Genomic DNA, 11,503 nt, shown 5'->3' on the forward strand with positions numbered 1-11,503 from the left:
ATTAAATTATGCCAAAACCATACAGTGAGGACTTACGAAGAAAAGTAATAGAAGTTTATGAAAGTAAAAACATGAAAATTAAAGAAATTTGTAAAGTGTTCAATATCACTAGAAAGACTTTATTTTTATGAAGAAAAAGAAAGCAAAAAACCGGAAATATAAAACCAATTTTGAATTATCAAAAAGGACATAGCCACAAAATAAAGGATTTAGATGAATTAAAAAATTATTTAGCAGAAAATAAAGATGTTACAGTTCAAAAAGTAATTGAAAAATTTGGTGATATGACAAAAGAAACAGTTTATAACTATTTCAAAAAACTAAATTATACATATAAAAAAAACTTTTCTATATGAACAAAGAGATAAAAATAAACAAGAAGATTTTTTAAAAGAAATAGCGAAAATAATGAATGAAGATTTGGTATATATTGATGAATCTGGAATTGATGATAATGAATTTTATAAATATGGTTGGTCTGAAAAAGGTAAAAGATTATTTGATAATAAACCTGCATATAAAATAAAGAGAATGAGTATAATTGGTGCACTAAATAAAGGTAAATTAAAAGCTCTATGAGCATTTGAAGGACATTGCAATAGTAAAATTTTTGAATCATATGTTAAAAATATACTAATTCCAGTATTAAAGTGTGGACAAATTATAGTTTTAGATAATGCGACGTTTCATAAATCTAAAGCAACAAAACAATTAATTGAAAATGCTGGATGCAAACTATTATTTCTTCCACCATATTCTCCTAATTTAAATCCAATTGAACATTTTTGATTTGCTATAAAACATAATATAAGAAAAATATTACCAAATTATTGACCAAATATTAAAAACGCGATTGATTTTGTTTTTCAAGATATGAGTAAACATTACTTTAGTTAGCTATATCTAATAAATTTTGTCCATTATTTGCATTTAAATCTACATCTGCAATAATTTCTCCTGCAAGATATTTTTTAGTTATTTTTTTACTAATTTTATCTGTATCAACATATGGTAATTCATATCTTTTACTTTTATCATCTCAAGCAATAATCTTAACTTCTGGTTTTTTTGGTTTTTTAACAATAAATTCAATATTTACTGAATCAACAATTTCAGTAGGAAAAAAGTTTGCCCATGGACTATTTGAAATTTTAAAAAATTCTATAAATTCTGGTGCTTCTACTAATCTCTCTGTATTGTCTAAATTTTGATTAAATGGTACTGACATTTTATTTCTTCCTTTCGTTTATAAATAATTTTTCTTTTTATAATTAATTAAAAAATTTTCTTTATCATTTGTTTTATTATTAATAATTATTTGTTTATTGCCACCTGTATTAATTGTTTGTTTAAATACTGGTTGTTCTTTAATCATTTTTTTAATAGTTTCTTCAATTTTTGAATTTTCTAGATTACTTGTTTTAAATTTTAAAAAATCATAAAATTCAGTTTTAACTTGATATTTTTTAAATATATTAATCATTTCTTTTTCTTTAATTTCTTGATTAAGTTTATTTAACTTATTTTCTGCTTCATTAACTTTATTTTCTATTTCTTGTGAAGAAGCATTATTTTCAGTTAAAGGTTCAGTTGTTTGTTGAACATTATTTTCATTTTCTAACATTTACATCACCACTTTTTATTTATTTTCTTTATTAATTTTTTCATTTAATTTTGCTAATTTTTTTTGATGTTTTATAATTTTGTTATTTGCTCTAACATGTTTTGGAGTTGTGATAAATCTTTTTAATAAAACAATAATTTCTCTGCAAATTAATGTTCCAACACTTGTTCCGATAATTATTAATTCATGTAAAAATTCTTTCATTTCAAATTTTCCTTTCAACTATTTATTGTTTATTTTTGATTATTCATCAAATTGCCCACCATTAATTCTTTCAATCATTGATTGTGAATTACTTATAATAGTTACTAATAAAGAAATTTCTTTATTTAATTGTTCCATCCTTTCTTTATGTGTTTTTATTTCGTGATTATAATATTCAATTAATTTTTCTTTATTCATAAATTACTCACCTCCTTTATAAACTCATGTGATTATAATCTCAATTTAATGAAGCATTATCGTGATTTAATGCTACTTCGCTCATATTATCACTACCGTATTGACTAGTTGTTTCACTATTAATTGTGAATCTATTATCATTTACTAATCTTGCAGTTTCATCATTAAATGATGTTTCTTGCATTTCTTGAATATGATTTGTAGTTTCCATAGGTAGTAAATTATGGATTATTTCACTTGCACCAGCAATAATAGTAGGTACTGCATAAGCATTATTAAAATCATTATTAATTCCCATTGCTACACCACTTGATATTAAACATCCACCAGTTGCCATATTACAAATCTTTCTTATTGTTTCAAATTTATTAGGTATTAACTCAGTTAATCCACTAATAAGATTTGAAATACCATAAGCATTTAAACTAATATATGTATCTCAGTCCATTAATGACTGATTTTCTTGTTTATTTAATAGTAATCATGGAGGACCTTCTGTTGTAGTTGTAGTAGTTATTGGAATTGGTGTTGTTGGAATAATAGGACTAATATTACTTTCTGTTCATTTACTATAATTTGCTAAACCAATTGTTCCTAAACCTAATAATATTTTTTTACTACTATTAATTAACTTAGTTTTAGTATTTGGTCTTTGATTTAAATTTCAAATATCTAAACCTAATTTTTTACCAAATAATAAACTATTAATTGAACCTAATAGTGAATTGTTCATTACTTGACCATAATAAGCACTTGTACCAATCATTGCACAAATTGGACTTATTCCAGTTCTAATTAATTTAGTTAAAGTATAATTATTTGTTTCCATTTTTAGTCTCCTTGTTTTTAATTTTTTCCCATTTTTGGTCATTTTCATCTCATTTTTCAAATTTTTTATTTATTAAGTCTAATTTGAATATTGGCATTTTCTATTCTCCTTTAATTTGTTTTTATCAGTTCTCTTATAACATCTAATAAGGAATCTACTACATAAGAATTTAATTCAAATTCATAATTTCTAATTTTAATTTTTTCCTTCTGCATTTATTTATTCTCCTTTAATTTGTTTTAAATCATTTAATAGTTCTATAAATTTTTTCATCTCTTTTGAATGATAATCAATGCTTCAATAATCATCATTTCAATTAAAAATTATATGTGTATCTGAATGTAAAAATTCAACATTATCAATAAAAAATAATTTTTCATCTACATTTCATTTAATTAAAAATTCGCGTTTAGTCATATTTAATCTCCTTTAATTTTCTAATTTTTTAATTGTTACTTTAATTCAACCTTGATAAACATCATTATCACCAACTATTAATGCAACATTACTTTCGGGGTCAGAAACAATTATGTGTTTTGATTTAACATTTGGATATTGTCTTAAAATAATTGCTCTAATATCATTACTTGTATGAATTGCTTTTGGAAATGGTGATAATATTTCAATTTCATCTTTATTTTCAAACAAAGTAGGCAATATTATCATTAATCAAATTCTCCATTTTCAATTAATTCCTTTAAAATAAATAAAGTTACATCAGTTCTACGTTCTGGTTCTAATTTAATTAAATTATTAATATGATTAATTAGTTTTTCTTTATTCATAATTTAATCTCTCTTTCCTAACTCTTTTATTTTGTTTTTGTTTACATAAGTTATTACATTTATGAGCAAAAACTCTACCATAACCACATTTATTATTTTTTTTAATTTTTATTATCATTAGTTTTAAAACAATTTTTACAATTTGGTCAATTATAATTTTCTTTACAATCAATACACATTTTCATTATTTACTCTCCTTTGGATGTTGAAATTGAACAGCTTTACAATTATCACATCTAAATATTAATTCAATACTTACATTTTCATGTTCACATTTATTCATTAGTTATTCCTTTCATTTTTTAAATCATTTAACATTAATTGAACAAAATGCACGATTTTTTTTAATATTTAAAGTATTAAAGATTTCACCAGTTACTATAATTTCATCGTTTTTGTTTAATAAAATACAGCGTCTATAAAGTTTTGGTTTATTAAAAATTAAAGTAACATAGTTTAATCCATTTCATTGACCACGAACACTATAATATAATTCTTTATTACCTTTTTCGTAATATTTTGCTTCAATAGTGTTACTAAGTTTTACTGTTAATTTGACATAATTTGTTTTATCTTTCATTTTTATAATTTCCTTAAATAATTATCAAAAATTAATATTTTTTTATGATTTTTTAAATAATATTGAATATGTTTATAAGCATCTTGTTCATGTTTTGTTAATTTTATATTTCCTTTATAATTTTCTATTTTAGTTTTATTTTTTGGTTCACTTTCTAGATAATCTCAATTTATAACATCTTGTACTAATACCATTAATGCACCAATAATTTTAGGGGTTGCTAATGGATTAGTTAATAATTGTTTTGAACTTAAAAAGAAATTTTCTACAATAACTAATATTTTTTTATCAATAAATTTTTCTTTAATTAATTGAAATTTTTCTTTATAAATATTTTTAGTTCATAAAACAGTTAATGTATTGAATGTTTCATTAAAAACAATATTATTAGTTTCACTTGAATATATAACCATTCCATTATTACCAATTCCAGCAGGGTCAATTCCAATAATTAAGTCATATTGCATTATTAATCAAAGTCTCCATTTTTAATTCTTTTAATTAATTCATCAATACCTTTTATATTTGGGTCTCTATTTGAAGATAATAAAAATTGTTTTCCATTATAAGCATTTGCTCTATTATTAATTAAATATTTAATTAATTTTTCTTTATATTCATTAATTACTTCTTTTTTAAAAACTTCTCTTAATTTTTCTATATTATTTAAATGTTCTTCTGTTATTTCTTTACTACGTTTTTTATTATATTCATTAATAATTTCTTGGTCTTTAACAGCAAATGGTTTTTCTTTATTCATTATTTATACCCCCTACTTAACTTAACATTTAAGATACAGTCATAACAAATTGCTTTACCGTTTTTGTCTCTTAAAAAGTTTTTTCTTGTTTTTATATCATTAGTATTAAAGAATAAATAATCTAATTTATGTTGTTTACATGTTCAACAAAAATACTTTTTCATAATAGTTCTTTCTAATATATTCTTTATGCTACAAGCAACAGAATATATATTTTTATTTTTATATTATTAATACTATTAGTTTTATTCATTCCAGCAATTCTGGGCTCAAAAATAAATTATGAAATTTTAAAAAGAAATCGAGGCATTCGATTCAATATTTATTTAATTTGTGTTAAACAAATTAATATTTTAATTGAACCGGCACCGCTCAATTTTTTTTACAAGTTTGAAATTTATTTTCTCGCCCAAAAAAATTTTTCAAAAAAAATAAAAAATAAAACCAACACTTGCTCACTGGGGAGTGGCAAGGTTGGTTAAATAAAGAATAGAATTAATACAATAGGTCCCTACAACAGGTCTATATATACTAGTTTCCAATTCGCTCCCACCCCAAGAATTACCATTTCTGGTTAGTATATTTTATTAGGTATCACTCCACTTTTTATTTATCCATGCAAGTCCACATGCTAGCTACTATTTTTAACAACTGTGTTGTAGTTCACTTTTTTAGTTCCCTAACACGTGTTGATAATAGCGTTAAAGACGGTTATTAATTATTAACTTTCTCCTACTTGGTCACTGCGTGTAGTAGATATTAGACTTCTTGCGAGACTTATCTATTAAAATTTTCATTTTTAAAATATAATTAAAATTAAAAAAAGATAGGTAATTTATGATGTTTGATAAATTAAAAGCTATTAAAAATGCAGAACTATTAAGATTAACTGGTATAAATGAGATTGTTTTTAAAAAAATGATAGAAATTTTAAAAAAAGAAGAATTAAAAAAGTTTAAAAATGGTGGTACACCTAATAAATTAACTTTAGAAAATAGATTATTAATGACGTTAGAATATTGACGTGAATACCGAACATATTTTCATATTGCTAAAAGTTATGGAATTAGTGAAAGTAATTGTTATAGAAATATCAAGTGAATAGAAAATACTTTAATAAAACATCCTGATTTTCAGCAACTTAATGGAGCAAAATCATTGTTAAATAATAATTTTAAAGATAAAACAGCTATTATTGATGTTACTGAAAGCGCTATCCAACGCCCAAAAAAAGACAAAAGAAATATTATTCAGGAAAAAAGAAAAAACACACAATAAAAACACAAATTATAATTGAACAAGATAGTAAAAAAATTATAAGTTCTTATTTTTCTTGTGGTAAAAACCATGATTTTAAAATTTTAAAAGATTCAAAAGTTAAATTTTTATCACAAACAACTATTTTAGTGGATTTGGGATATCAAGGAATACAAAATATACATCCTAATGTTTTAATTCCAAAAAGAAAATCAAAGAAAATTCCTTTAACTAGAGAAGAAAAGAAAAATAATAAACAAATTTCAAAAATGAGAGTTGTTATAGAAAATATTTTTGCTATACTGAAAAAATTTAAAATTATTAGTGAAAAATATCGAAATAGAAGAAAAAGATTTGCTTTAAGATTTAATTTAATAGCTTCAATTTATAATTTACAACTTTTAAATTAAAAATCTTCAAAAATTTAATATTTTAAATTTTGTTATTTTAAATAATAATTTTTGTTCTATTTTAATGAAGAAAAAATAAGACATATTTTGAATAATAATTTTTAATAAATATTAAAAGTGTTATTAAAATAAAATTTTAAATTTAAAAACTATGATAATAATCACAGTTTTGCAAGAAGTCTATTTAAAGAATGTTAATAATAAAAATTTTAAAATTTTACAATTACAAAAAAAAGACAAGATTTTTATTCTCGTCTTTTGTCATTTATTTTTAATTCAAGGGTAAAAAAAGAAAGGAGCTATTTTTAAAACTTTTTAGTTATCGACATCTTCGACACGCTCCCAAAAAATTTCTAATTGAGAAGATAATAATGGTGCAGTTCATGCTCTAGTAAATATTAATGGTGTGCTTTATGTGGGAACATCAATTTTTGGTAAAGGAAATTTATATAAAAGTAATAGTGATGGCAAATTTGAATTAATGAATAATTGAAAACAAGACAATGGTGCAGTTTGGGCTTTAACAAATATTAATGGTGTACTTTATGTAGGAACATCAACTGCTAATAAAAAGGGAAATTTATATAAAATAAATACTAATGATATTAATGCTAAGATTGAGCCAGTTTCTACTTGAAATAATACTAATGGTGAAGTTTCAAGTTTAACAAATGTTGATAGTACACTTTATGTAGGAATAACAAATAATAATGGTGAAGGAAAAATATATAAAAGTAAAACTGATAAAAGTTTTGGATTGATGCTTGGTTGAGAGAGTACTAATGGTGCAGTTTGAAGTTTAACAAATATTAATGATACTATTTATATAGGAACAATAACTTCTGCTAATAAAGGAAATTTATATAGCTAACTAAAGTAATGTTTACTCATATCTTGAAAAACAAAATCAATCGCGTTTTTAATATTTGGTCAATAATTTGGTAATATTTTTCTTATATTATGTTTTATAGCAAATCAAAAATGTTCAATTGGATTTAAATTAGGAGAATATGGTGGAAGAAATAATAGTTTGCATCCAGCATTTTCAATTAATTGTTTTGTTGCTTTAGATTTATGAAACGTCGCATTATCTAAAACTATAATTTGTCCACACTTTAATACTGGAATTAGTATATTTTTAACATATGATTCAAAAATTTTACTATTGCAATGTCCTTCAAATGCTCATAGAGCTTTTAATTTACCTTTATTTAGTGCACCAATTATACTCATTCTCTTTATTTTATATGCAGGTTTATTATCAAATAATCTTTTACCTTTTTCAGACCAACCATATTTATAAAATTCATTATCATCAATTCCAGATTCATCAATATATACCAAATCTTCATTCATTATTTTCGCTATTTCTTTTAAAAAATCTTCTTGTTTATTTTTATCTCTTTGTTCATATAGAAAAGTTTTTTTTATATGTATAATTTAGTTTTTTGAAATAGTTATAAACTGTTTCTTTTGTCATATCACCAAATTTTTCAATTACTTTTTGAACTGTAACATCTTTATTTTCTGCTAAATAATTTTTTAATTCATCTAAATCCTTTATTTTGTGGCTATGTCCTTTTTGATAATTCAAAATTGGTTTTATATTTCCGGTTTTTTGCTTTCTTTTTCTTCATAAAAATAAAGTCTTTCTAGTGATATTGAACACTTTACAAATTTCTTTAATTTTCATGTTTTTACTTTCATAAACTTCTATTACTTTTCTTCGTAAGTCCTCACTGTATGGTTTTGGCATAATTTAATCTTCCTAATCTATTTTAATTATTGCTGAATTATACTTGTAAGTGCAAGAATTGTTTAAATTACATATTATTATTTTACATTATTTATGAGTAAACATTACTTTCGTTAGCTATATATAACTGAAAAAAAATAAAAACATAAAAATGATATCTATCAAAAATTATGAAATTTCAAATAATTAATACTTTTTTAATTATTAATGATTCTCTTTGTTAAAGAGAGTTTTAAATTTAAAAAATTATTTTGTTACAGATTGATATTCTTTACAGTATAATAGAGTATATGAAAACTAAACTTTATTAAGAAGGGTTAATTAAATGATTAAAATTTATGATAGTTTTTCACAAAGATTGCAACTGCTTGCCACTAATAAAAAGCAAGTTAATATGTATTTATGTGGTCCTACTGTTTATAACTATATTCATGTTGGCAATATTCGTGGTGTGCTTGTTTTTGATGTTTTACATCGTTTGTTAATTCATCAAAATTATAAAATAAATTATGTTCATAATATTACTGATATTGATGATAAAATTATTAAGAAAGCTGCGGATTTAAAAATAACAGAACAACAAGTTACTGAAAAATATACGTTAGCATATTATGAAGACTTAGAAAAATTAAATATTATTTTTCCTACAAAATTACCAAAAGTAAGTGAATATATTTCAAAGATTATTGAATTTATTAATAAATTAATTATTAAAGATTATGCATATGTTACGGCTGGTGATGTTTATTTTAAAGTTAATAAGTTAAAAGATTATGGAAGTTTGGCACATAAAAATATTGAAGATTTAATTCCAAATTTTAGAATTAAAAATTTAGTTACTAAAGAAAATAATCTAGATTTTGCTTTGTGAAAATCAACAACAATAGGTATTAGTTGAAATAGTCCGTGAGGAAAAGGAAGACCTGGTTGACATACTGAGTGTGCTTGTTTTGTTGAGGATTTATTTAATGGTCAAACTATTGATTTACATGGTGGTGGTGTTGATTTAAAATTTCCTCATCATGAAAATGAACGAGCTCAATTTGTTGCAGCTAATAATAAAAAAATGTCAAATATTTGATGACATAATGGTCATGTTAATATTGCTAATGAAAAAATGTCAAAATCTTTAAATAATTTTATTTTGGTTAAAGAATTTTGTCAGCAACATCATCCGAATGTATTGCGATATTTAATATTAAATCGTGATCATCAACAACCAATTGATTTCAATAAGGAAACAATTGAAAATGGATTAGTGTCAACAAAAAAATATGAAAATGTTTTAAAACAATGAACATATCAAATATTTATTAACAATATAATATGTAATAATAATCATCATTCAATTTATTATCAACAAATTATTAAAAATTTATCAAATAATATTGATACAACTAATACTATTACTTTAATTGAAAATATGATTAAAAAATTAAATGAAGCACTTATTAAAAAAAATTTTAATGAAGAATTTCAAGAAATTTTTTATACTTTTACCTTTGCTTTAAAAATATTAGGATTTGATTTTAAAGTTGGTAATTATTCTGAAAAGATTAAAAATAAAATTAAAATATGAGAACAACTAAAAAAGGAAAAACAATACCAAGAAGCTGATAAAATTCGTCAAGAATTAAAAGATTTGAATATTATTTAAAGGAGCAAAATTATGGCATTACAATATATTTATGGTTATCACCCTATTATTGCTGCATTATCAACATCATCATTAATAAAAATTAAAAAAGTTTTTTTAGTTCAAGATAAATACCAAGAATTAAAAAAAGATTTAAAAAGTGTAAATATTCCTTATGAAATTATTAGTTTACAAGCAATGAATAATCTATTAGGTACTACTAAACATCAAAATATTGCGGCTAATGTTAAAGACTATCAATATTTTTCTTTTGATGAATTAATTAATATTGGTTCAACATCTAAATTTTTAAGAATTTTAATTTTAGATCGTATTTCTGATCCACATAATTTTGGTTCAATGTTAAGAATTGCAGCGGGTAATGACTTTGATGGTGTAATTGTTTTAAATCGTAATCAATCTGAAATAAACGGTGCAGTTGCAAAGGCTGCAGCCGGTGCTCTAAGTATTATTCCAATTTGTCAAGTTAATAATTTAACTTCCGCAATTAATAATTTACAAGAAAAATATAAATTTTGAATTTTGGCTGCTGCTAAAACAGCAAAAGCAATTGATTATTTTACTATTGATTGTAGTAGCAACTTAGCATTAATTATTGGTAATGAAGGTGAAGGGATAAGTCCAAAGTTATTAAAACATACCGATTATATTGTTCAAATACCAATAAGTCCAAAAATAGAATCATTTAATGCTAGCGTTGCTTGTGGTATTATTGCAAACTATATTTACGTTGAAACGTTAAAATTATCGTAAATTTTAAGAACCTATATTTTTTGATAATATTTAAATTTATGAAAAAATAAAATATTTTTTTAAAAAGATACTTTTATATTTTAGGTGTAAATGTTTTTTCTTTATTTATTGGATTTGGTTCTGAAAATTTTCATTTTTTTTCTTTTAAATTTTTGCATATATTTATTTGATCAATTAAATGGTTTTCTAATTCTTTACAATTGTTTTTAATATTTGTATAGTCAGAATTTATCTTATTTATTTTATTATTAATACATTTGTTTTTATCTTTAATTCAAAAAGTAAAAAATTTAATAAAAAAATTTTTATATTTATTTATTTTACTTTTTTCTAATTGTTCTATTTTTATTGTTATTTTCTTTTCTAACATTTCTTCCAAAGTTCAAATTTTTGATCTTAGTTCTAAAATATTTGAAGAAAGTAATATTATTTTAGGAGTGTTATTATTTTCATTAGTTAATTTCTCTAATTCTTTATCTTTTTCTTCACTTATTTTTTTTAATTTTGATAACATTTTTTGTTCATTATAGAAGAAAAAAAAATCGCTATTTTCAATATCTGTACTGTTATTACTTGGATAATGATTTTTTCTACGTTTAAATAAGTTTTTTAAAATATTTAAATACATCTGTTTCACATTTTCCTTTCAAAATAAAAAAACTCATTTACTTTTTATGAAAGTAATGAGTT

The 11,503-nt window shown here is 22.2% G+C and carries 19 protein-coding genes; 6 read left to right on the plus strand and 13 right to left on the minus strand.

Annotated features, from left to right (window positions below):
- Nucleotides 1–8 precede the first annotated feature (8 nt).
- Complete coding sequence (locus tag AACL11_RS02160) at nt 9–368, plus strand: helix-turn-helix domain-containing protein (RefSeq protein ID WP_338973555.1); 360 nt, start codon at nt 9–11, stop codon at nt 366–368.
- Nucleotides 369–396: 28 nt separating this feature from the next.
- The gene (locus AACL11_RS02165) at nt 397–897 is read left to right on the plus strand and encodes an IS630 family transposase (protein WP_338988468.1); all 501 of its coding nucleotides are present in this window, start codon (nt 397–399) and stop codon (nt 895–897) included.
- Here the strand turns inward: AACL11_RS02165 and AACL11_RS02170 are convergent.
- The 10 genes from AACL11_RS02170 to AACL11_RS02215 all read right to left on the minus strand — a co-directional run bounded on the left by AACL11_RS02170 (nt 890) and on the right by AACL11_RS02215 (nt 4,980).
- The gene (locus AACL11_RS02170; protein WP_338987970.1) at nt 890–1,228 is read right to left on the minus strand and encodes a hypothetical protein; all 339 of its coding nucleotides are present in this window, start codon (nt 1,226–1,228) and stop codon (nt 890–892) included. The two genes, AACL11_RS02165 and AACL11_RS02170, sit on opposite strands and share 8 nt — an antisense overlap.
- Before the next feature lie 18 nt (nt 1,229–1,246).
- Nucleotides 1,247–1,624, minus strand: coding sequence for a hypothetical protein (locus AACL11_RS02175; protein ID WP_338987432.1), 378 nt, complete (start codon nt 1,622–1,624; stop codon nt 1,247–1,249).
- A 15-nt stretch (nt 1,625–1,639) separates the two neighbouring features.
- Nucleotides 1,640–1,828, minus strand: coding sequence for a hypothetical protein (locus tag AACL11_RS02180; protein WP_174480113.1), 189 nt, complete (start codon nt 1,826–1,828; stop codon nt 1,640–1,642).
- 39 nt (nt 1,829–1,867) lie between these two features.
- Nucleotides 1,868–2,026 (minus strand): hypothetical protein, encoded by a 159-nt coding sequence (locus AACL11_RS02185; RefSeq protein ID WP_174480221.1) that lies wholly within the window; start codon nt 2,024–2,026, stop codon nt 1,868–1,870.
- 16 nt (nt 2,027–2,042) lie between these two features.
- Entirely contained in the window at nt 2,043–2,855 is an 813-nt protein-coding gene (locus AACL11_RS02190; protein WP_338986726.1) for a hypothetical protein, read from the minus strand.
- A 219-nt stretch (nt 2,856–3,074) separates the two neighbouring features.
- Complete coding sequence (locus AACL11_RS02195; protein WP_338979823.1) at nt 3,075–3,272, minus strand: hypothetical protein; 198 nt, start codon at nt 3,270–3,272, stop codon at nt 3,075–3,077.
- A gap of 12 nt (nt 3,273–3,284) precedes the next feature.
- Nucleotides 3,285–3,521 carry a hypothetical protein gene (locus AACL11_RS02200; protein ID WP_174480108.1) on the minus strand — a complete coding sequence of 79 codons (237 nt, stop codon included), beginning with the start codon at nt 3,519–3,521 and terminating at the stop codon, nt 3,285–3,287.
- 405 nt (nt 3,522–3,926) lie between these two features.
- Nucleotides 3,927–4,220 carry a hypothetical protein gene (locus tag AACL11_RS02205; protein WP_338986729.1) on the minus strand — a complete coding sequence of 98 codons (294 nt, stop codon included), beginning with the start codon at nt 4,218–4,220 and terminating at the stop codon, nt 3,927–3,929.
- A 2-nt stretch (nt 4,221–4,222) separates the two neighbouring features.
- A complete protein-coding gene (locus AACL11_RS02210) occupies nt 4,223–4,687 on the minus strand; it encodes a hypothetical protein (protein ID WP_338987427.1) in 465 nt (154 codons plus the stop codon).
- 2 nt (nt 4,688–4,689) lie between these two features.
- On the minus strand, nt 4,690–4,980 hold the full coding sequence (locus tag AACL11_RS02215) for a hypothetical protein (protein WP_338987971.1): 291 nt from the start codon (nt 4,978–4,980) through the stop codon (nt 4,690–4,692).
- A gap of 837 nt (nt 4,981–5,817) precedes the next feature.
- Here AACL11_RS02215 and AACL11_RS02220 point away from each other — a divergent pair.
- Together AACL11_RS02220 and AACL11_RS02225 are read left to right on the plus strand one after the other, a co-directional pair.
- Nucleotides 5,818–6,647, plus strand: a protein-coding gene (locus tag AACL11_RS02220) for an IS5 family transposase (RefSeq protein ID WP_338986605.1) whose coding sequence is annotated in 2 segments (ribosomal slippage) — nt 5,818–6,214 and nt 6,214–6,647 — 831 coding nt in all. Because the reading frame shifts where the segments join, the coding sequence is not laid out codon by codon here.
- A gap of 415 nt (nt 6,648–7,062) precedes the next feature.
- Nucleotides 7,063–7,518 (plus strand): hypothetical protein, encoded by a 456-nt coding sequence (locus AACL11_RS02225; RefSeq protein WP_338987972.1) that lies wholly within the window; start codon nt 7,063–7,065, stop codon nt 7,516–7,518.
- On the opposite strand, the gene AACL11_RS02230 is transcribed toward AACL11_RS02225, so the two are convergent.
- Nucleotides 7,515–8,087 carry an IS630 family transposase gene (locus AACL11_RS02230; RefSeq protein ID WP_338988471.1) on the minus strand — a complete coding sequence of 191 codons (573 nt, stop codon included), beginning with the start codon at nt 8,085–8,087 and terminating at the stop codon, nt 7,515–7,517. The two genes, AACL11_RS02225 and AACL11_RS02230, sit on opposite strands and share 4 nt — an antisense overlap.
- Nucleotides 8,044–8,403: a helix-turn-helix domain-containing protein gene (locus tag AACL11_RS02235; RefSeq protein WP_338973555.1), complete on the minus strand. Its 360-nt coding sequence runs from the start codon at nt 8,401–8,403 to the stop codon at nt 8,044–8,046. The genes AACL11_RS02230 and AACL11_RS02235 overlap by 44 nt, the downstream gene beginning before the upstream one ends.
- A 325-nt stretch (nt 8,404–8,728) precedes the next feature.
- On the opposite strand from AACL11_RS02235, the gene cysS reads away from it, so the two are divergent.
- The gene (cysS, locus tag AACL11_RS02240) at nt 8,729–10,060 is read left to right on the plus strand and encodes a cysteine--tRNA ligase (RefSeq protein ID WP_252320449.1); all 1,332 of its coding nucleotides are present in this window, start codon (nt 8,729–8,731) and stop codon (nt 10,058–10,060) included.
- Between the two features lie 12 nt (nt 10,061–10,072).
- Nucleotides 10,073–10,813, plus strand: coding sequence for a 23S rRNA (guanosine(2251)-2'-O)-methyltransferase RlmB (gene rlmB / locus AACL11_RS02245; protein WP_338987973.1), 741 nt, complete (start codon nt 10,073–10,075; stop codon nt 10,811–10,813).
- 73 nt (nt 10,814–10,886) lie between these two features.
- Here rlmB and AACL11_RS02250 read toward each other — a convergent pair whose 3' ends face one another.
- Nucleotides 10,887–11,441 carry a hypothetical protein gene (locus AACL11_RS02250; RefSeq protein WP_338987974.1) on the minus strand — a complete coding sequence of 185 codons (555 nt, stop codon included), beginning with the start codon at nt 11,439–11,441 and terminating at the stop codon, nt 10,887–10,889.
- Nucleotides 11,442–11,503 lie beyond the last annotated feature (62 nt).

It is taken from the genome of Spiroplasma endosymbiont of Dasysyrphus albostriatus (genome assembly GCF_964019495.1).
GTDB lineage: Bacteria > Bacillota_I > Bacilli_A > Mycoplasmatales > VBWQ01 > Spiroplasma_E.